Source organism: Flavobacterium aureirubrum, from assembly GCF_038739835.1.
GTDB classification, from domain to species: Bacteria; Bacteroidota; Bacteroidia; order Flavobacteriales; family Flavobacteriaceae; genus Flavobacterium; species Flavobacterium aureirubrum.
This window is the reverse complement of sequence record NZ_JBCGDO010000006.1, coordinates 21,499-41,013: the sequence shown is the minus strand read 5'-3', so window position 1 is coordinate 41,013 and position 19,515 is coordinate 21,499. Positions and strand designations below refer to the sequence as shown.

20 protein-coding genes are annotated in these 19,515 nt (G+C 32.7%); 14 read left to right on the top strand and 6 right to left on the bottom strand.

The genetic code is table 11. The annotated features are described in order from the left end of the window. Nucleotides 1-88: 88 nt before the first annotated feature. Both WFZ85_RS06420 and WFZ85_RS06415 read left to right on the top strand, forming a co-directional pair. Nucleotides 89-394 carry a hypothetical protein gene (locus WFZ85_RS06420; RefSeq protein WP_342695463.1) on the top strand — a complete coding sequence of 102 codons (306 nt, stop codon included), beginning with the start codon at nt 89-91 and terminating at the stop codon, nt 392-394. Further along, complete coding sequence (locus tag WFZ85_RS06415; RefSeq protein ID WP_342695462.1) at nt 381-929, top strand: tetratricopeptide repeat protein; 549 nt, start codon at nt 381-383, stop codon at nt 927-929. Before WFZ85_RS06420 ends, WFZ85_RS06415 begins: the two co-directional genes overlap by 14 nt. A gap of 304 nt (nt 930-1,233) precedes the next feature. Here WFZ85_RS06415 and WFZ85_RS06410 read toward each other — a convergent pair whose 3' ends face one another. After that, complete coding sequence (locus WFZ85_RS06410) at nt 1,234-1,458, bottom strand: hypothetical protein (protein ID WP_342695461.1); 225 nt, start codon at nt 1,456-1,458, stop codon at nt 1,234-1,236. A gap of 210 nt (nt 1,459-1,668) precedes the next feature. Here WFZ85_RS06410 and WFZ85_RS06405 point away from each other — a divergent pair, with 210 nt between their 5' ends. The 9 genes from WFZ85_RS06405 to WFZ85_RS06365 all read left to right on the top strand — a co-directional run bounded on the left by WFZ85_RS06405 (nt 1,669) and on the right by WFZ85_RS06365 (nt 8,641). Next, nucleotides 1,669-1,803 carry a hypothetical protein gene (locus WFZ85_RS06405; protein WP_342695460.1) on the top strand — a complete coding sequence of 45 codons (135 nt, stop codon included), beginning with the start codon at nt 1,669-1,671 and terminating at the stop codon, nt 1,801-1,803. A 133-nt stretch (nt 1,804-1,936) separates the two neighbouring features. Beyond that, a complete protein-coding gene (locus WFZ85_RS06400) occupies nt 1,937-2,923 on the top strand; it encodes a Fic family protein (protein ID WP_342695459.1) in 987 nt (328 codons plus the stop codon). A 56-nt stretch (nt 2,924-2,979) separates the two neighbouring features. Continuing rightward, nucleotides 2,980-3,921 (top strand): ion channel, encoded by a 942-nt coding sequence (locus tag WFZ85_RS06395; protein ID WP_342695458.1) that lies wholly within the window; start codon nt 2,980-2,982, stop codon nt 3,919-3,921. 99 nt (nt 3,922-4,020) lie between these two features. Continuing rightward, nucleotides 4,021-4,365, top strand: a complete 345-nt coding sequence (locus tag WFZ85_RS06390; protein WP_342695457.1) for a hypothetical protein — start codon at nt 4,021-4,023, stop codon at nt 4,363-4,365. A gap of 11 nt (nt 4,366-4,376) precedes the next feature. Further along, nucleotides 4,377-6,770: a M28 family peptidase gene (locus WFZ85_RS06385; RefSeq protein ID WP_342695456.1), complete on the top strand. Its 2,394-nt coding sequence runs from the start codon at nt 4,377-4,379 to the stop codon at nt 6,768-6,770. 82 nt (nt 6,771-6,852) lie between these two features. Beyond that, nucleotides 6,853-7,146, top strand: coding sequence for a type II toxin-antitoxin system HigB family toxin (locus tag WFZ85_RS06380; RefSeq protein WP_342695455.1), 294 nt, complete (start codon nt 6,853-6,855; stop codon nt 7,144-7,146). 5 nt (nt 7,147-7,151) lie between these two features. Continuing rightward, nucleotides 7,152-7,508: a helix-turn-helix domain-containing protein gene (locus WFZ85_RS06375; RefSeq protein ID WP_342695454.1), complete on the top strand. Its 357-nt coding sequence runs from the start codon at nt 7,152-7,154 to the stop codon at nt 7,506-7,508. A 15-nt stretch (nt 7,509-7,523) separates the two neighbouring features. Continuing rightward, nucleotides 7,524-8,396 carry an SDR family oxidoreductase gene (locus tag WFZ85_RS06370; RefSeq protein WP_342695453.1) on the top strand — a complete coding sequence of 291 codons (873 nt, stop codon included), beginning with the start codon at nt 7,524-7,526 and terminating at the stop codon, nt 8,394-8,396. Continuing rightward, on the top strand, nt 8,393-8,641 hold the full coding sequence (locus WFZ85_RS06365) for a CBU_0592 family membrane protein (RefSeq protein ID WP_342695452.1): 249 nt from the start codon (nt 8,393-8,395) through the stop codon (nt 8,639-8,641). The genes WFZ85_RS06370 and WFZ85_RS06365 overlap by 4 nt, the downstream gene beginning before the upstream one ends. 69 nt (nt 8,642-8,710) lie before the next feature. Here WFZ85_RS06365 and WFZ85_RS06360 read toward each other — a convergent pair whose 3' ends face one another. Together WFZ85_RS06360 and WFZ85_RS06355 are read right to left on the bottom strand one after the other, a co-directional pair. Beyond that, the gene (locus WFZ85_RS06360; RefSeq protein WP_342695451.1) at nt 8,711-9,430 is read right to left on the bottom strand and encodes a GLPGLI family protein; all 720 of its coding nucleotides are present in this window, start codon (nt 9,428-9,430) and stop codon (nt 8,711-8,713) included. 245 nt (nt 9,431-9,675) lie between these two features. Then, nucleotides 9,676-11,727 (bottom strand): M13 family metallopeptidase, encoded by a 2,052-nt coding sequence (locus tag WFZ85_RS06355; protein WP_342695450.1) that lies wholly within the window; start codon nt 11,725-11,727, stop codon nt 9,676-9,678. 142 nt (nt 11,728-11,869) lie between these two features. Here WFZ85_RS06355 and WFZ85_RS06350 point away from each other — a divergent pair, with 142 nt between their 5' ends. The 3 genes from WFZ85_RS06350 to feoB are packed head-to-tail and all read left to right on the top strand — an operon-like array spanning nt 11,870 to nt 14,858. Continuing rightward, nucleotides 11,870-12,541 (top strand): SCO family protein, encoded by a 672-nt coding sequence (locus tag WFZ85_RS06350; protein ID WP_342695449.1) that lies wholly within the window; start codon nt 11,870-11,872, stop codon nt 12,539-12,541. Between the two features lie 57 nt (nt 12,542-12,598). Next, a complete protein-coding gene (locus WFZ85_RS06345; RefSeq protein WP_342695448.1) occupies nt 12,599-12,829 on the top strand; it encodes a FeoA family protein in 231 nt (76 codons plus the stop codon). Between the two features lies 1 nt (nt 12,830). After that, a complete protein-coding gene (feoB, locus tag WFZ85_RS06340) occupies nt 12,831-14,858 on the top strand; it encodes a ferrous iron transport protein B (RefSeq protein WP_342695447.1) in 2,028 nt (675 codons plus the stop codon). Between the two features lie 68 nt (nt 14,859-14,926). On the opposite strand, the gene WFZ85_RS06335 is transcribed toward feoB, so the two are convergent. From WFZ85_RS06335 to WFZ85_RS06325, 3 genes are all read right to left on the bottom strand, one after another. After that, a complete protein-coding gene (locus WFZ85_RS06335; protein WP_342695446.1) occupies nt 14,927-18,205 on the bottom strand; it encodes a T9SS type A sorting domain-containing protein in 3,279 nt (1,092 codons plus the stop codon). A gap of 125 nt (nt 18,206-18,330) precedes the next feature. Further along, nucleotides 18,331-18,870, bottom strand: a complete 540-nt coding sequence (locus WFZ85_RS06330) for a Riean_0653 family protein (RefSeq protein WP_342695445.1) — start codon at nt 18,868-18,870, stop codon at nt 18,331-18,333. A 19-nt stretch (nt 18,871-18,889) separates the two neighbouring features. Beyond that, a complete protein-coding gene (locus tag WFZ85_RS06325; protein WP_342695444.1) occupies nt 18,890-19,441 on the bottom strand; it encodes a Riean_0653 family protein in 552 nt (183 codons plus the stop codon). Nucleotides 19,442-19,515: the final 74 nt, after the last annotated feature.

Below are 19,515 nucleotides of genomic sequence, written 5' to 3'. Positions count from 1 at the left end.
TTTTTCTTACAAGTATTTTTTTATATTTGTTTGTGGATTGTGGAAGTTTTTTCACAGTCTGCCGTTAGCAGATATATTTTTGAACGACATGAAAAAAATAACAACAACAGAAATTATCACTAAAGGTTATCTTTGGGTAAACATTCCAGTAATTGCAATAATTCTCATCGTTTGGTTAAGTTTACTAACACTATTCAACTTAAATAATCTAATTTGTATTTTCATTGGAACTCTTGCTGGATGGTATTATTGGGAATTTTCGATTAAAAAATGGGTCAAATGGGCAATTAAAAATGAAGTTGACAAAGAAAGATTATTAAAAATTGGACGATCAACATTACTATTATCAAAACAGTCAACAATCGATAATGCCATTTCAAATGACAAAAAATAAATTTTTAAAGCCATTTATTTCGACTACAATTTCCTTTTTAGTGATTATTGCTATTTTCTCAATTTTTAAAGGTCCAAATTATATTTTTGTAAAGTATTATTATTACAGCGGATTCGCAAAACAAAAAAGTAAAAATCTAGTTGGAGCAATTGAAGATTATTCAAAAGCAATAAGTCTTGACAAAACTCATTCAACATCATATATATCAAGAGGTAGTGCATATATGGATTTGAAAAAGTATCAAGAAGCAATTTCAGATTATTCAAAAGTAATTGAATTGAAGCCTAACGAATCAACTTCATTTGCATATAGAGGACGAGCATATTATGAAATAAATAATCCCGAAAAATCAATCGCAGATTTTGACAAAGCAATCAGTTTAGATAAAAATTCAGGGTATGCTTATTTAAACAGGGCAATAGTCAAATATGTTATTCTTAAAGATTATGAAGGTGGCTGCAACGATTTAAACAAAGCATCAGAATTAGGAGAAAGTGAAGCAAAAGAACATTTAAAAAATGGATATTGCGACTAAATTTAATACATCTGCTAATAGCTAGAGTTTCGTTGTGCTTGCAAAGCCAACACCCGAGCCAAAGGCGAACAGACGAAGTAATGAAACTCCTGTTGAACCCTTCGATAAACTCAGGACAGGCTCACCGATTACATGTCCGTCCACTATGGGGATTTCGATATGATTTTATAAAGATTTACAAGAGGATTAATAGTCCTCTTTTTTTGTGGAGTGTATTGCTTGGTTTTTTATCGTGTTTTCCTTCACTTTTAGGCATAAATAACCTTACCCATACAATTAGTTTTTATAGGAACTTGAATTTTGGCTATCGCCAAGATACCACCCAGGCGGTCCTCGTTGTTAAAAAAATGAAAATTGTATGCAAATGGCTTCTACAAGCCATTGCAATTCCATTTGTAACTAAATCGATACTGTTGACAAAGGCATCGATAAAGCGAACAGGATTGTCAGCAGCGATGGTGTCTTCTAGACTGCTCACTTGAAGCTGATTGCGTGATATTCCTTGCCCCGAAGCGTCGGGATGTTGCATGGTTAAAAATAAGAAAAATATGTTTTTCTTAGAAGTATTTTTTTATATTTGTTTGTGGATTGTGGAGGTTTTTTCACAGTCTGCCATTGTAGTTTTAATTTTCACTCAAACCCCAAAATAAAATTCTCCAAAAACCAACAATTCGTATATTTGGCATGACACATTCTGGTTTCCAAATAATTTATTCTACCCAAAAACCAAATAAAGCCAATGGATAAAAATATAGACAATACGGGTTTTGGCACTTCGGTTACCAAAAAATACGCTCGATTTATCAACAAAAACGGTTCGCACAATGTAGTTCACCGCTGCATAATCACCTTACTCATAACAAACTTATCCTGAACGAGCGTTTGTCTTATAGTAATAATTAAAGCAATTGTAAAACTCCCTTTTCTAGAAAGTATTTCTCCTAAAGGTTCTCTTTTTTGAAATTAAAAATATAACTTTGTGATACTATCATTTGATACTATCAAAAATGAAACCACCTCACGAAATTACTCCAGAAATTCTAAAATATATTACTTCTATTTCAGAAAAAATAGGTGAAGTAAATGCCAAATATTTACTTAAATCAAACCCAACATTACGAAAGCAAAATCAAATTAAAACCATACATTCTTCTTTGCGAATTGAAGGAAACACACTTACCGAAGAACAAATTACTGCCATTGTAGAAAACAAAAGAGTGGTTGGTCCAGAGAAAGACGTTATTGAAGTTTTAAATGCGTTAGAAGTATACAAAAACCTCAACAAATTCATACCTTACAAGGAAAAAGATTTTCTATCAGCACATCAATTATTACTAAAAAACTTAATCGAAAAACCTGGAAAATACCGAAACCAAGGTGTTGGAATTGTCAAAGGGTCAAAAGTAGCACACGTTGCACCACCATTTGAAAATGTTCCATTCTTAATGAAAGATTTATTTGAATATCTAAAAGATACTTCCGAAATCACATTAATCAAAAGTTGTGTTTTTCATTATGAAATGGAATTTATTCATCCTTTTTTAGATGGAAATGGCAGAATGGGAAGATTATGGCAAACGCTGATTTTAATGCAAGATTATCCCGTTTTTGAATTTCTTCCGTTTGAAACATTGATTTCAAAAAATCAAACAGCATATTATGAAGCCTTATCACAATCTGACAAAGAAGGAAAATCAACAAAATTCATTGAATACATGTTGAAAATAATTGACCATTCGCTTGATGAATTATTAGAAAACTCAACCAAAAAACTTACGGATGCTGATAGAATACAATTATTTCTTGAACATCATGAAGAAAAAGTATTCAGCCGAAAAGATTACATGAACTATTTTAAAGATATTTCTTCGGCAACAGCAAGTCGCGATTTAAAATATGCTGTTGAAAAAAATTTTCTGGAAAAAAGTGGCGATAAAAAAACTACAACCTATAAAAAATTAAATCTCCCTAAAACCCAAAGTTTGTATATTTGATATAACCCGATGTGGTTTCCAAATAATTTATTTTACCCAAAAAACAATTAAAGCCAATGGATAAAAATATAGACAATTCGGGGTTTGGCACTTCGGTTACTGAAAAATACGCTCGGTTTATCAACAAAGACGGTTCCCACAATGTAATTCACGTTGGTCGACCACTAAAAGAACGAAACAGTTTATACAGCAAGTTAATCAATATTTCGTGGTGGAAATTTTTGGCACTTGTTTTCATATTTTACTTTTTTATCAATTTTGTTTTCGCATTGATTTACTATTTCTTTTGCATCCCCAATTTGATGGGGTTAATTCAGGGTTCCAATTGGCAAAATTTTCAAGAAGTTTATTTCTTTAGCGCACAAACACTCACCACAGTTGGCTATGGAAGAATAAGCCCAGTAGGCATTTTTACCAATACCATTGCAGCATCCGAAGCATTAATTGGTATTTTAACGTTAGCGATTAATACGGGTTTGCTTTATGGAAGATTTGTAAAACCCAAAGCACATTTGAAATTTAGCCACAATGCCATCATTGCACCATTCAAAGAAAATACCGCACTAATGTTTCGGTTAGCACCAATCAAAAACGCATCGCTTAGCAACATGATGGTTAGAGTTACCGTTAGTTTGATGCTCAAAGAAAACGGTAAATTAATCAATAAGTTTTTCAACTTACCACTTCAAATAGATACGCTCGATACTTTTGTTACTACTTGGACAATCGTTCATCCAATTGATGAGCAAAGTCCGTTGTGGAAAATGAATTTCGACGAAATGACAAACAAAGATTTAGAAATTCTGGTTTATGTTCGTGCTTATGATGAAGATTTTTCGAGTACAGTTGTCAAACGAACAAGCTACACGCATGAAGAAGTCATTTTTGGTGCCAAGTTCAAACCGGCTTTTTATGAAGACCCAAATGGAAAAGGTTCTATTGTGGAGCATCACAAACTGAATGAATTTGAACCTGTTCAATTACAATCAAATCTGTAATAGAAACTAATAAAATAAGCTAATTTTTTATTTCTTTCAAAACGGGTACTTTTTTTTATTAATTTCGTCAAATAGAGCCAATAAATCATAACTTTTCCTATGAGAAATTGTTTAGAATGTAACGATAAAATCCTCGGACGCGAAGACAAGAAGTTTTGCAGCGATGGTTGTCGTAACAACTACAACAATAGAATGAACAAGGATTCTACTAATATTATGCGAAATATCAATAACAAGCTTCGCAAAAATTATCGCATTCTTTCTGAAATAAATGTAGAAGGAAAAGCAAAAGCCAACAAAGCCAAGTTATTATCCAAAGGTTTTTCGTTTGAGTATTTTACCAATATTCTGACGACCAAAACGGGTAATACTTATTATTTTGTTTACGACCAAGGATACATGCTTCTCGACAACGATTTCTATATGTTGGTAAAAAAAGATTAACCTACAAAACCATGAAAACCAACCAAAAACCTATTCTATCTTTCTTTTTTCTGTTGTTAGTCATTTTTGGTGTTTTCTATTTTATGATGCCACAAGATTATGATCAAAGTGAAGCATCGCTTTCTGAATTTTCTACAAAAAGAGCTTTGGAAACAGTCAAAGAAATTTCAAAAAAACCACATTTTGTAGGTTCCAAAAATCACGATGTAGTTGCACAATATATCCAAAAAGAGTTCCAAAATTTAGGTTTAGAAACCTCTATTCAAGAAGGTTTCACCATGACCGAAAAAGGAACTTTGGTGTATTCTAAAAATATTTTAGCTCGCATAAAAGGCACTTCAAATACTAAAGCATTGCTTTTGCTTTCCCATTATGACAGTGCGCCACATTCATCCTCACCTGGCGCAAGCGACGATGCTTCGGGAATTGCTACTATTTTAGAAAGTGTTCGTGCTTTTTTATACAACAAAACGGCACACAAAAATGATATCATTATTCTTTTTTCTGATGCGGAAGAATTAGGTTTAAACGGTGCAGCACTTTTTGTAACCCAACATAAATGGGCAAAGGAAGTTGGCGTAGTTTTAAATTTTGAAGCGCGCGGCAGTTCTGGTCCAAGTTATATGTTGATGGAAACCAACAGAGGAAATTCAAAAATGGTCGATGCTTTTTCTAATGGAAATGCTACTTATCCTGTTTCTAATTCGCTGATGTACAGCATTTACAAAATGTTGCCAAACGATACGGATTTAACTGTTTTTAGAGAAAAAGGGGGAATTCAAGGTTTCAATTTTGCGTTTATCGATAGCCATTTTAATTACCATACCGAAAGAGATAATTTTGAAAATCTTAGTCCAAAAACATTGGCACATCAAGGAAGTTATCTTTTTCCGTTGTTGACTTATTTTTCAAATGCGGATTTGTCCAATTTAAATTCTGATGACGACAAAGTATATTTCAACGTTCCATTTGCCTTTATGAACTATCCGTTTTCGTGGATTATTCCAATGGTAATCGTTGCTTTCGGATTGATTTTTATCTTTTTATTCATTGGTTTAGGAAAACACGTTTTGCGAATTGATGAATTGTTGAAAGGTTTCGTTCCGCTATTGTTATCGCTTCTTGTTGCTGGCGGAATTAGCTATATCGGTTGGAAATTATTGCTACAATTTTATCCACAGTATCAAGACATTCTTCATGAATTTACTTATAACGGACACGATTATATTTATGGTTTCACGAGTTTATCCATAGCGATTTGTTTTGTTTTTTATCATAAATCAGGAAAACGAAATGCCGAAATGAACCAGTTTTTCGCACCCTTATTTCTTTGGTTGTTGCTAAATATCGGAATTGCAATTTTCTTAAAAGGCGCAGGATTTTTAATCATTCCAGTAATTTCAAGTTCATTAATGCTTGGAATTTATGTTGTAACACAAAAATCAAATTGGTTAATCAATTGCATTTTAGCCATTCCAACTTTAGTAATTCTTCCGCCATTTATTCAAATGTTTCCTGTTGGTTTGGGTTTAAAAATCCTTTATGGAAGTGCTATTTTAACCGTTTTAACTTTCGGATTATTGTTGCCTATTTTTGGTTCGTTTAACAAAAAAGGAATTTGGTCGGCCGTTTTCTTTTTGCTGAGCATTGGTCTATTTGTAAAAGCACATCAAGCTTCGGATTATACAATTGAACGACCAAAACCAAACAGCTTGGTTTACCTTTATGATGCTGATGTAAAAAAATCCTATTGGACAACGTATGATGTGGATTTAGACGAATGGACGAAAGGGTATTTAGGCGAAAAGCCAAAAAATGCCGAAACGTTGAATACTAATAAATTGTATAGCAAATATGGTTCGGAATTTACATTCATGAGCGAAGCACCAAACAAAAATATTGCACAACCAACCATTGAATTTCTTCGTGATACGTTGAAAGGAAAGCAACGTTTGTATCAAATAAAAATTACGCCAAATCGTGCTGTAAACCGTTATGATATTTTCAATGCTAATGAAGTAACGCTTCATAATTTAGTTGCCAATGGTGCAAAAGCAATTGATTTCAAAAGCAACATCAGCGGAAGTAGTTCAGGTAAAATTTTGAGTTATTATGTGGTTAATAATGAACCTTTGGTTTTGAGTTTTTCCATTTCAAAAGAGGATAAACTCGATTTGAATTTGGTGGAAAGTTCGTTTGATTTGCTGACAAATCCGCAGTTTACGGTTGCCAAAAGAAAAGATTGGATGATTGCAACTCCTTTTGTATTGAATAATGCGATTGTTATTCGTCAAAAAATAAAACCCTCTGTATCAATTTTAACTAAACCAAAATCAGCATTTAGAAGCGTAAATCCCAAAGATAGTACAACAGTTGAAGTTGATAGTTTGAAGTATAAAAATTAATGTTCTCTTTTATTTAGAAAAAAACTTAAAAATATTTCCCAAATTGGGAACTTTTGGTATCTTTGTTAGAAATTAAAAAGAATTGAGAATTATTTCAAAAAAAATACTGCGTGATTTTTGGGAAACACATGCTGATTCTGAACAGCAACTCAAATCTTGGTTTCAGGAAACAACTAACGCAACTTGGAAAACTCCAAACGATATAAAAAAAGAGTATCCAAGCGTGAGTTTTTTAAACAACAATAGAATTGTATTTAATATCAAAGGAAATAGTTATCGATTAATTGTGAGGATAAATTACAACTATCAGATGATTTGGATTCGATTTATTGGAACACACGCAGAATATGATAAGATTAATGCAAATGAAATTTAAAAGCTATGAAAATTAAACTTATAAAAACTGAAAAAGAGTATAATGAAGCTTTACAAAGATTAGAAACTATCTTTGATTCAAAGCCAGGTTCATCTGAAAGTGATGAACTTGAAATACTAGGAATGCTGATTGACCAATACGAAAACGAACATTTCCCTATTGGTTTACCTGATCCAATCGAAGCCATAAAATTCAGAATGGAACAAATGGGATATAACCAAAATGATTTGGCAAATATAATAGGATTGAAAAGTAGAGCCAGTGAAATTTTAAATAGAAAAAGAAAGCTTTCGTTGGAAATGATTCGTCAACTTCACGAAAGATTAAATATCCCAACAGACGTTTTAATTCAAACATATTGATAAATAAAAAATCAAGTGAAAAGTAGTGAATCTGTGGCTAATCATACAAAACAAATTTCGATTTTAGGTTGCGGTTGGTTGGGTTTTCCTTTGGCAAAATCATTGCTTCAAAAAGGATTTTTGGTAAAAGGTTCGACGACAACCTTCGAGAAAATGTCGGTTTTGGAAAATGTTGGAATTACTGCCTTTCAAATTGCTTTATCTGAAGAAGAAATTAAAGGTGATATTGATAGCTTTTTATTCAATTCCCAAATTTTAATTATTGATATTCCACCAAAATTAAGAGGAAATTCTAATGATACTTCGACTGCGCTCAGTATGACGTTTGTTGCTAAAATTCAAAATCTCATTCCGTTTATCGAAAAATCATCGGTTGAAAAAGTGCTATTTGTAAGTTCGACATCTGTCTATTCCGATAACATTTCAATAGATTTGATAACCGAAGATACCATTCCAAATCCTGATACCGAAAGCGGAAAACAACTTTTGGAAGCAGAAAAATTGTTACAAAATAATTCTAATTTTACAACTACCGTTATTCGTTTTGGCGGATTAATTGGCGAAGATAGACATCCAATTAAGTTTTTAGTGTCCCGAAGTCTCGGGAGAGAAAATCTTGAAAATCCTGATGGACCGATTAATTTAATTCATCAATTGGATTGCATTGGAATTTTAGAAGGAATTTTAGAGAAAAATTGTTTTGGAGAAATTTTTAACGCTGTTGCGCCATTTCATCCTTCTCGAAAAGTGTATTATTCTAAAAAAGCACAAGAACTGAATTTACCATTACCAAAATTTGACGAAAGTAAACCTTCGGTTGGAAAAATTATTTCTTCGGAAAAAGTAGAGCAAATTTTAGTTTACACCTTTCAAAAACCACAACTATGAGTTATAATGATACTATTGCAACAATAGGCGTTGGATTAATTCTACTTGCTTATTTCTTCAATATTTTTTCGATAATTAAAAAAGAGGGAAGTCTCTATTTTTTAATGAATATTTTAGGTGCAGGACTAGCTGGCTATGCTTCTTATTTAATTGATTTTATTCCGTTTGTTATTTTGGAAACCACTTGGGTGATTGTGAGTGTTGTTGGATTGATAAAAAGTGTAAAAAAACCTCAGCATGACTAATGCTTGTTACATTTACATCTTAAATTATACCATTCTTACTACATGGAGTAATAACGCTTAAAATGATTTTTAATCATGCGGCATTCCTTTTTGAATAGCAATTTTTCTCATTTCTTCTAAAAATTCTTCTTCTTTTATTGGTTTTCCTTTGTTTGGTTTTTCAAGAATAAAAAGTGAAGTTTTTGCTCCTTCTAAAATTTCAGTACAATAAAATTGTCGTCGCTTATCAGTAAGTTCTAAAATCAAACCGTTTAATCCTCCGAAATCTTTTGGTCCAATTTTGTAGCTGAGTTTCGGACAATACCAAGCTTCGGTTATAAATTCTTTATTTTCGCCTTTTATCTCTTTGGTTTCTTTATAAATTGCTTTTTTACATTCGTATCCTAGAATAGTTTTAGTTTCATCGACTAATTCCCAATTTATTTTCTTAGGCTTTTTACTAATTAAAAATAAATTGCTAAAGAAATTCTCTTGTGTAAGATATTCTTGTGCATTAGCATCAAAATAATAGGATGTATTTCCTGCAAATGATTGTCCCATGTGTGAAGTTGGGAATTTATCACGATTGTTTAAAAACCACAACGACTCATTCCCTTTTATTTGGAGCGTGAAGGTCAAATCTTCAAGCTCTTTTTCCATAGATATAAGATAAGGTAATATCTCTGGTTTTATAGTTGAGTCAAATTCAAGTGGTTTTCCATAACTTTTTACTTTATAGGTTAACTCTAATTTACTTTGAGAAAAAGCGATGCTGGATAAAAAAAAGAAGATGAAAAGTACTTTGTTCATATTTGAAAAATTTTATGAAAGATAATAAAAAAAACCTAACAGGTTTTAAAAACTTGTTAGGTTTAAAAATGTCTTTAAAAAGGCAATTCAATTATTAGTTAGCCGCGATAGCAGTAAAAATCCTGTCATTGCAATTCCCAAAGTGTTATAGAAACCCATCGTTTATTGCAATGACAGATTGTAACGAATAGCGCGAACAAGGAAAGTAAAAATGCCCAAGCCATTCGCTCCAAAATATCTTTATATTACCAAATCAGTACTCGCTTTTCTGGAGCAACATACATTCCGTCGCCTGGTTTGATATCAAATGCTTGATGAAAGGTTTCCAAATTTAACAAAGGAACATAAGCACGATACATTCCTGGTGAATGTGGATCGGTTTTCACCTGATTTTTCAATGCTTCATCGCGCATTTTGCTTCTCCAAATGGTTGCCCAGGAAATGAATAATCGTTGTTCTGGTGTAAAACCATCGATTAATCCAGGATTTCCGTTTTCTTTTAAATACAATTGCAATCCATCGTAAGCGGCATTAATTCCGCCTAAATCGCCGATGTTTTCACCCAAAGTAAATTTTCCATCCACTTTAACTCCTGGCAATGGTTCTAAAGCTGAATATTGATCTGCCAATGCGCCACCAAGTGCCGTGAATTGTTTTAAATCTTCGGCTGTCCACCAATCGATAAGGTTTCCATCGCCGTTATATCGTGCTCCAGAGTCGTCAAAACCATGTGAGATTTCGTGGCCAATCACTGCTCCAATTCCGCCATAATTAACCGCTTCATCGGCTTGATAATTGTAAAAAGGCGGTTGCAAAATTGCGGCTGGAAACACAATTTCATTATAAGATGGACTGTAATAAGCATTTACCGTTTGTGGAGACATTCCCCATTCTGTTTTATCTACTGGTTTTGGTAATTTGTCCAAATCTTTTTTGAAATTCCATTTTGAGATGGCTAACGAATTTTCGAAATAACTTCCGCCTTCTGCAGGACTCTTGATAGTCAATGCCGAATAGTCTTTCCACTTATCTGGATAGCCAATTTTTACAGTCATTTTTTTCAACTTTTGGATGGCTCTTACTTTTGTTTCGGCAGACATCCATGTTAAATTATTGATTCTATTTTCATAAGCGCGAATCACATTTTTAATCATGTTTTCTGCTTTTGTTTTTGCTTCTGCCGGAAATTTTTTCTCTACATATAGTTTGCCCAATGCTTCACCTGTTGCGCCATTAACAGTTTGTAACGCTCTTTCATCTAACGGTCTTTGTTTTATTGCACCAGTTAACGTTTTTCCATAAAAATCAAAATTGGCAGCACCAATTGCTGTACTCAACATTCCCGCAGAACGATTTAACAATGTCCAGCGCATGTAAGCTTTCCAGTCATCCACTTTGTTTTCTGTAAAAATGGCTTGCAACGCTTCCATATATCTGGGTTGAGAAACAATAACGGTATCTTGCTTTGGTAATCCAATAGCTGAAAGATGGTTTTCCCAATTAATGGCTGGCGTTAGTTTTTGCAGTTGCGCAATTGTCATTGGGTTGTAAGTTTTACGTCTGTCTCTTCTTTCAACTCTATCTAATCTTGGTTTTGACATAGCAATTTCTAGTGCCAATATTTTCTCTGCATCAATTTTTGCTTGCTCTGGTTTAATTTTCAAAAAAGAAAACATCCGTGCCACGTGAGCCACATATTTAGCTCTTTTCTCTTTTGTGTCGGCATCTTCTGAAACATAGTAATCTCTATCGGGTAATCCTAAAGAACCCAAACCTACGTTTACAATGTTACGGTTACTGTTTTTAGAGTCGGTACCAACACCAACGCCAAAAAATCCGATACCGCCAATAGACTCCATTTCTATCATTAATTTTTGTAAAGAAGCAACATCTTTTACAGCATCAATTTTGGCCAGATAAGGTTTGATTGGATTAATCCCTTGCTTGTTTCTCGAAACCGTATCCATGATGGATTTATAAAGATTGATCGCTTTGCCTTGGTCGGTATTTGATTTGTATTTGGGATTGTTTGCCGCTTCATTTAAAATGGCCAAAGCATCTTTATCGGTCTTTTGTCGCAACTCATCAAAACTTCCCCAACGTGTTTTATCGGCAGGAATTTCGGTGTTTTTTATCCACGTTCCGTTTACGAAATTAAAAAAATCGTTTTTGGGACTTACCGATTTATCCATTAAGGAAATGTCTATTCCGGGTGTTTTTTGTTGCGCATTTGATAGTAGAATTCCTGAGAAAAGGAAGCTTATTACAAGTGTTTTTGAGTTCATACTTATTTTCATTATTTTAAAATTTGATTTGTTAGTTTACACAAATTTATCGAATTAGTTTCGAAGTCGTGTTTTTTAACAAAAATATAAGTATTGACAACTCTAAAGGTATAAATAATGAGCAGTTGCTTTTGTATTTTTGTCAAAAAAAAGAATGCTAGATTTTATTAAAAAATACAGAATTTTACTTGGGACTTTTTTGATTTTTTCCATCATAACGGTTTCGTTGTTTTACAATGTTTTAAAACCTGTAAAGACATTGCCAATTTATAATCCTGCTGATGTTAATCCAGAATTAGTAGATTCAACTGTTCAATATATTGCGCGAGAACATAAAATCGCCGATTTTTCGTTTACCAATCAAAACGGAAAAACAATTACGCAAAAAGACTATGAAGGTAAAATCTATGTGGCCGATTTTTTCTTTACCACTTGCGGTTCGATTTGTCCAATCATGACAACAAACATGCTAGATGTCCAAAAAGCATTTTTAAACAACCCAAAAGTACTATTGCTTTCTCATACTGTTACACCAGAAATTGACAGTGTTTCTGTTTTAAAAAAATATGCTGTAAAAAAAGGCGTTGTAGACACGAAATGGAACTTAGTTACTGGAGACAAAAAAGAAATATACAGCATAGCGAGAAAGTCCTACTTAGCTGTAAAATTGGGTAAACCTTCTGAATTGTATGATATGGTTCATACCGAAAATTTTGTTTTAATTGACACTGAAAAGCGAGTTCGTGGTTTTTATGACGGAACAAAAAAAGAGGAAATTCAGCGACTTATTGAAGATATCAATTGGTTGTTGGAACAAGAAAAATAACATTTTATTAGGATAATAATTTGTATTTTCGCAATCTAAAATCAATCTAAATAAGATTTGCAAACAACCATCGACACTCTTCAAAAAGGACAAAAAGCGGTTATTGTTTCATTTGATGAGGCTGTCATTCCATTAAAACTCATAGAAATGGGTTGCATGGAAGGAAATTTTGTGGAAGTGATACAAATTGCTCCACTTGGTGATCCTATTTTTTTATCAGTAAATGATACAAATCTTGCTATTAGAAAAGAAATGGCAAGCAAGATTTTTGTGGAAATACAAAAGTAAGATGACAAAAAACAACACGTTGAAAATAGCTTTAGTTGGTAATCCAAATACTGGAAAAACATCATTGTTCAACTCGCTTACGGGTTTGCGTCAGCAAGTAGGAAACTATCCGGGAATTACAGTCGAAAAAAAACAAGGTTCATTTCATTTAGAAGACAACCGAAAAGTTACAATCATCGATTTGCCTGGAACATACAGCTTAAATCCGAGCTCGATTGACGAAAGTGTTACCACTGAATATTTGCTTAACAAAGGAGACAAAAATTTTCCACAAGTTGCTGTTATTGTTGCCGAAGCCGAAAATTTAAAGCGAAATTTATTGCTTTTTACCCAAGTAAAAGATTTAGGAATTCCTACTATTTTAGTCATCAATATGGCTGACCGAATGCAGTTGAAAGGAATTTCGATAAACAAAGAAAATCTCGAAAAACAACTCGATACAACAATTATTTTAACCAGTACACGAAATAATACAGGCATTTCTGAACTGAAAAATGCTATTCAGAATTTTGAAAAACTATCGGAAAAGCCAGTGTTTTCCAGCGATATTTCTACCTATAAAAATTGGCTTACTTCTACCTATAAAATTGGTTTAATTGACATTGAAGACAAGCAAAAACAAATTGAAGTAAAAAAAGAACAACATCAAGAAACCATAAAACGATACCAATTTATCAATTCGGTTTTAAAAGGAAATTTTGAAAAAGACAAGGCAAAAGCAACCGATTTTGATTCAAGATTAGACAAAATATTAACTCACAAATTTTTTGGGTTTCTTATTTTTATAGTATTATTGATGCTAATGTTTCAGGCAATTTTTGCCTGGTCTGGACCATTTATGGATTGGATTGACGAAAGCTTTGCCACTTTATCTGAAACTGTAGCCACGCTTTTACCCGAAGGAAAAATTAACGAATTGATTACTCAAGGAATTATTCCGGGAATTGGTGGAATTGTGATTTTTGTTCCACAAATTGCGATGCTATTTCTATTTATTTCCGTTTTAGAAGAAAGCGGTTATATGTCGAGAGTAGTTTTTTTGACGGATAAAATCATGCGGAAATTTGGATTAAACGGAAAAAGTATTGTGCCGTTAATTTCAGGAAATGCTTGTGCTATTCCGGCGGTTATGGCAACCCGAAATATCGAAGATTGGAAAGAACGCTTAATCACTATTTTGGTTACACCATTTTCGGTTTGTTCTGCCCGATTGCCTGTTTATTCCATATTGATTTCGCTAATTGTACCTGAACAAAAAATTTTTGGATTTATCAATTCGCAAGCTTTAGCGTTATTAGCAATGTATGTTTTTGGGATTGTTTTAGCTTTAATTTCATCCATTATTTTGACCAAAATCATTAAAGCCACTAGCAAATCTTATTTTGTAATAGAAATGCCTTCTTATAAAATGCCATTGCTTCGTAATGTTTTTTACACTGTTTTTGAAAAGACAAAATCATTTGTGATTGATGCTGGAAAAATCATTTTGGCGGTTTCGGTTGTGCTCTGGTTTTTGGCTTCGCATGGTGGCCAAAATTTTGATAATGCTGAAAAAATCGTGAGCAATCAACTCGAAAATCAAAAGCTGAACGAAGCCGAACTGAATGCAAAAATTGCTTCTTTTCAAATAGAAAACTCCTATATCGGAATGATGGGAAAAGCCATTGAACCTGCGATAAGACCGTTGGGTTACGATTGGAAAATAGGAATTGCTATTATCACTTCATTTGCAGCACGAGAAGTATTTGTTGGCACACTGGCTACCATTTATAGTGTTGAAAATGCCGACGATGAAGGAACCATAAAATCGAGAATGCAAGAAGCTACGTTTCCTAACGGAGAAAAAATATTTACATTACCTACAGGTGTTTCACTCCTACTCTTTTATGCCATTGCGTTACAATGTGGTGCCACGGTAGCGATTGTTAAAAGAGAAACTAACTCTTGGAAATGGACACTCATTCAACTTTTTGGCATGGGAATTCTCGCTTATTTGTTTGCTTTTATAGGTTATCACAACTTGAAATAAGTAATTAATATTTAAAAAAAAGACTGTCCTTTATTTAAGACAGTCTCCTTTACGGCATTACATTACAACTAATTTACTGCTATTTGATGGCTTTCTACTTGGTCATTGATGTAAATTTTCAAAACATAAATACCCTTTGTTAAACCCGCTACAGAAAATGTCGCTTTGTTGTTATTAATTTGAATTTTTGATTTAGTAATACCTAAAATATTAAAAAGTTCTCCAGTTATTTTTTTAGTATTATCAGGTTGATTGTTTTGGTCTCTTAAATCTATAGTAACAATATCTTGAGACGGATTTGGATAAACAGTATAGATATTTGAAGAAGATATACCATTATCAGAGCATGAAGTAATATCAAATGATGGATAATCAACCCATTCACTCCAACCACATGCGTTTTTAACTCTAACTTTAAATCCACTGTTCCCAATGGCTAAAGGACATATCGTAGCTCGATTTCGTGAACTATTTAAAAATATAAAATTGTTGTAACGTACCCATTCCCAGTTTGCGTTATTGTTGAACTCGGTTGTACTCAATCCAGTAAATGAAGCAAAAATTTCTGTTGACGGTAAACCTGATGTTAAGCAATCTATCGGTACAATACAAGGATTTTGTGACAATCCACTACCAAAAGTAAATTCATTAAATTGTGGAAGACCAACCCAAATGGTTTTAGTTAATGTTATATTTCCACATCTTGCACCGTTATCACCTGTGCTATAAGTCAGAGTAACTTGTCCAAAAACATTTGGTAAAGCGGTTAAAGTAACATTAGGTGTTCCGTTTCCTGTTAAAGTTACCAGGTTTGCGCCTTCTATTATAGTCCAGTTGCTGAAAGTTCCACCGCTTGGACCTGAGTAGGTTGCTGATGTGCAAAGATTATTAGCTCCTATTATTTGATTATCGGCACATATATAAAAGCAGTTAGTGACTTCATCTGGAACACTAATATTTAATTCAGTTCTAAGCCAATTACCATTTCTACGGTTAAAACTAATGTGTCTTGAATTATTATTATTTGGATTAAATTGGTCGAAATGAGTAACAAAATTGTGAAATTGAGTATTTTTAGGAGCAACTGGGGGTAACGCTCCTACATAATTTCTTCTATAGTCGTTATCATTAATAGCAGTTGTTCCACTACCAATTGCTAATGCACTTGCAGTTGGAATAAAACCATAAGCATTTGAAACTAATGTTGAACCTGCTATTGGTATTGATGTTGTAGATGTTCTTTCGAAACCACCACCGTAAATATCATAAGGTAAAACATTTGATGGTTGATTTGCGGTTCTACTGGTTACTGTGATTGAAACAGGTATAAACCAAAATACTTTTTTCTTGTATTTAATACTCCCTTTATAAATTTGTTTATTTTGATTAAGATTTGTCATATACCTAGATTGAAAATCTATTTCCCAATATGACTTGCCTGGAAAAAGAGCTACAAATACAATATCTGGTCTTAATATAAGTGCTCCATAAACCGCATCAAGTATACCAATATAATTAGATAAAAAAGTATCTCTACCTGCATCTTTTATATAACTCATAATATTGCCATTATCAGGTTGTAAAACCCCACATTCGCTACCATTGACAATAGAAATGTTACGGATTGGTGCATTAGAATAGCCTTGAGGGAAACCCATACTATTGTATTCTTGTTGCCAAATTTGAAAAATACTGTTATTTATTGAATAATTTTTATTTACCCACAAATATTGCATTTGTCTTGCAGCAGGCACATCAGCGAGCGAAAACCCCTGTAAAGGAGTAACATCATAATTAAATTCTGGAATATTTGTACCCCAAACAGAATTAAATGACGCAATGTAGCCATCAGCAAAATTAAGAATTATCGGTAAAATAAGATCTCCTGTCAATAAAGCTACTGGTGTTTGTATATACAAATTTCTTAAATGCCTTGCTGAATACTGCACACTATAAGGAACGTTTGCACCTAAATGAGGTGCATCGTGCGAAACATATAATCTTGTGTCATGATTAAAATTTCTATTGAGTTCAATATCTCGTAAAGCATAACGAGCTATCAAACCACCCATACTTTGTCCCAAAACCACATTTTTAGTTGTACTTCCGTTGCTTGCTTTTTCTTGGTTTACCCATTTGATGACTTCCTCAAGTACCATAGCATTGCGCTGTAGAAAATCTACACCATTGTCCCAATCAACATAAATTATATCATAAGAATTTAGTTCTTGTTCTAACAATTGTGAACCAGAAAATGTATAATTATCAATGAAATCAATAATATTATTCTGCCCACCCTCAATTTCTCTTGAAAGAATAACACCTGGGTCAAAACCTTCCGCAACAATTAGAGGATTTTGAATATTATTACCACCTTGTCTAAATTTAACATAAACAGTTGCCGAGCCTAATCTGCCAAATACAGGAACTGTAGCTGTAATTCTTTTTTTGTAAAATTGACTTAATGGGTTATTTAGGGTTTGATTTTGTGAGGATGCTTGATTTTGTACCGAAGTTTGATTTTTATAAACATCATAATCTATTGCATTTAAACCCTTTTCAATAACCACTTTTGAATGGCTTTGAATGGTTTGACCATTTGTTAATGTTATTCTATAACGCCAAGAATAAGTGTTCGGTTGATTATAGTTTACATTGATTTGCGTATTGTAGTTTACTAAACGAAAACCTAAACCATCTCCAAAATCTATATGAATTTGTTGAATGGTACTTGTATAATTAGACAGCATTAAGTTTTGAGGTAACTTTACTTTTAGATTTAATCCTCGGTAAGTTGAAACACTTGGTGCCATCACAAACATTGACTGGTCTTGATAGGGATTTTGCCAAATACCTCTAACAAAACGGTCAGAAAATCTGTTGTTGCTGTAATTTATTCTATTCGGAAAAGCATTGTCTTCAAAACGGCTATATCTAAAATATTGTCCGCTTAAAGTAATAACGCCTTCTTCTCTTTGATTATACCACCTGTTGGCATATTCTACGGGACTAATAAAGCCGTCATTGACATTGCGAACCCTACACATTAATAGTGTTTTATAAGTGTCTGAAAGTGTTTGCGAAGTTGTTAAGGTACTATCAACCACAACACCATTAAAAGCTCGTAGATTGGTAAATTCCATACCAAAGTCTAATAAAATACCGTGAGGCACTCTATTTTTGTCTAAATTTTGATAAACTTGTAAAGTTTGATTTCTAAATTGTGTGTCAATTTCTTGTTGTGCATTGATTTGCATCGTGGCAAGAAATAGAATAATAAAGTAAACGAAATTTTTACTCACACTAAGTTTATTGTTATTTTTGAGTTCGTGAATCTTTGATTTCATATTTTTGTAAATTAATTGATTAATAATTTGTGATAGGATTGTTGATTAATGTGAAAGGAACTTACTTTGTAGGTTTCTTTCTTTTTTTGTAATAACTTATATCATAGGCTAATAGTGTTTTGAAATTAATATTCCATATCAAATCTACCTTGTCTTATTTCTACTACTTCTCCGCTATTATTGACAGCATCAAACCAAAATGTGCCCGAAATAATTGAATTTTGCAAGTCTAATCGTGTTATTTTTAATTCGCCTGTTTTAATGGTGTTTGTGTAGAAAAAGTCTGAAGCATTAATAGAATAAACTCCTCCACCTCCTGTAAAATCAATAGAGATAGTGTTGTCTATATTGAGAATGTAAGTTGAACCTGCTTCTAAATCTATTCTTTGAGTTCTAACTGATACAGTCTTTACACCTTGTCCTATATTATCTCGAATAACCAAATTAAAAAAGAATTCACCATCAATAAATTCGTAATTACATACAAGTGCAGGATTTAAACCTTCTTGCTTTGGTAAAAAAACATTACCATTAACTAAACAACCAGCGGTATTTTCTCCTGTTTGTGTTTCAGGTGGTAATTGGTCTCCGTTATTATTATCGTCATCAGAACTGCAACAACTTAATGTAATAGTTGTGAGTAAAAGTAAAAAAAAGTGTTTCATAAAATTATTGGTTTAAAAGTTAATATTTCATGTCAAATCTTCCTTGTCTAATCTCAACAACTTCGCCATTGTTATTAATAGCATCAAACCAAAATGAGCCAGAAATAATTGAATTTTGCAAGTCTAATCGTGTTATTTTTAATTCGCCTGTTTTTATTGTGTTTGTGTAGTAATTGTTTTCTAATATTGAAGAAATATAATACATTCCACCACCTCCAGTAAAATCATTTAAAACTATATTGGTATTGTTTAATACATATGTTTGTCCAACTTCTAAAGAAATTCTTCTATTTTGAACTGCAACTGTTTTCACTCCACCGTTTCTTAAATCAGAAAAATATAAATTAAAAAAGAATTCACCTTCAATAAATTCGTAATTACATACAAGAGCAGGATTTAAACCTTCTTGCTTAGGTAAAAAAACATTACCATTAACTAAACAACCAGCGGTATTCGCTCCTGTTTGGGTTTCAGGTGGTAGTTTTTCTAGTTCGGTTTTGGGTTTGTCGTCTTCTTTATCGCAACTGCTTAAAGTAAAAGTTGTGAGCAGGATTAAGAGTAGTTTTTTCATAGCCTAATATCTTATAAATGAATATTTTGTAAATTTTTAAAAAAAATAAAAACAGTTTATCAAGATGTTTAACA

Bases quoted from the DNA above. Each gene is read 5' to 3' on its own strand.
- WFZ85_RS06420 (WP_342695463.1), top strand. From the start codon at position 89: ATGAAAAAAATAACAACAACAGAAATTATCACTAAAGGTTATCTTTGG.
- WFZ85_RS06415 (WP_342695462.1), top strand. From the start codon at position 381: ATGACAAAAAATAAATTTTTAAAGCCATTTATTTCGACTACAATTTCC.
- WFZ85_RS06410 (WP_342695461.1), bottom strand. From the start codon at position 1,458: ATGCAACATCCCGACGCTTCGGGGCAAGGAATATCACGCAATCAGCTT.
- WFZ85_RS06405 (WP_342695460.1), top strand. From the start codon at position 1,669: ATGGATAAAAATATAGACAATACGGGTTTTGGCACTTCGGTTACCAAA.
- WFZ85_RS06400 (WP_342695459.1), top strand. From the start codon at position 1,937: ATGAAACCACCTCACGAAATTACTCCAGAAATTCTAAAATATATTACT.
- WFZ85_RS06395 (WP_342695458.1), top strand. From the start codon at position 2,980: ATGGATAAAAATATAGACAATTCGGGGTTTGGCACTTCGGTTACTGAA.
- WFZ85_RS06390 (WP_342695457.1), top strand. From the start codon at position 4,021: ATGAGAAATTGTTTAGAATGTAACGATAAAATCCTCGGACGCGAAGAC.
- WFZ85_RS06385 (WP_342695456.1), top strand. From the start codon at position 4,377: ATGAAAACCAACCAAAAACCTATTCTATCTTTCTTTTTTCTGTTGTTA.
- WFZ85_RS06375 (WP_342695454.1), top strand. From the start codon at position 7,152: ATGAAAATTAAACTTATAAAAACTGAAAAAGAGTATAATGAAGCTTTA.
- WFZ85_RS06365 (WP_342695452.1), top strand. From the start codon at position 8,393: ATGAGTTATAATGATACTATTGCAACAATAGGCGTTGGATTAATTCTA.
- WFZ85_RS06360 (WP_342695451.1), bottom strand. From the start codon at position 9,430: ATGAACAAAGTACTTTTCATCTTCTTTTTTTTATCCAGCATCGCTTTT.
- WFZ85_RS06355 (WP_342695450.1), bottom strand. From the start codon at position 11,727: ATGAAAATAAGTATGAACTCAAAAACACTTGTAATAAGCTTCCTTTTC.
- WFZ85_RS06350 (WP_342695449.1), top strand. From the start codon at position 11,870: ATGCTAGATTTTATTAAAAAATACAGAATTTTACTTGGGACTTTTTTG.
- feoB (WP_342695447.1), top strand. From the start codon at position 12,831: ATGACAAAAAACAACACGTTGAAAATAGCTTTAGTTGGTAATCCAAAT.
- WFZ85_RS06335 (WP_342695446.1), bottom strand. From the start codon at position 18,205: ATGAAATCAAAGATTCACGAACTCAAAAATAACAATAAACTTAGTGTG.
- WFZ85_RS06330 (WP_342695445.1), bottom strand. From the start codon at position 18,870: ATGAAACACTTTTTTTTACTTTTACTCACAACTATTACATTAAGTTGT.
- WFZ85_RS06325 (WP_342695444.1), bottom strand. From the start codon at position 19,441: ATGAAAAAACTACTCTTAATCCTGCTCACAACTTTTACTTTAAGCAGT.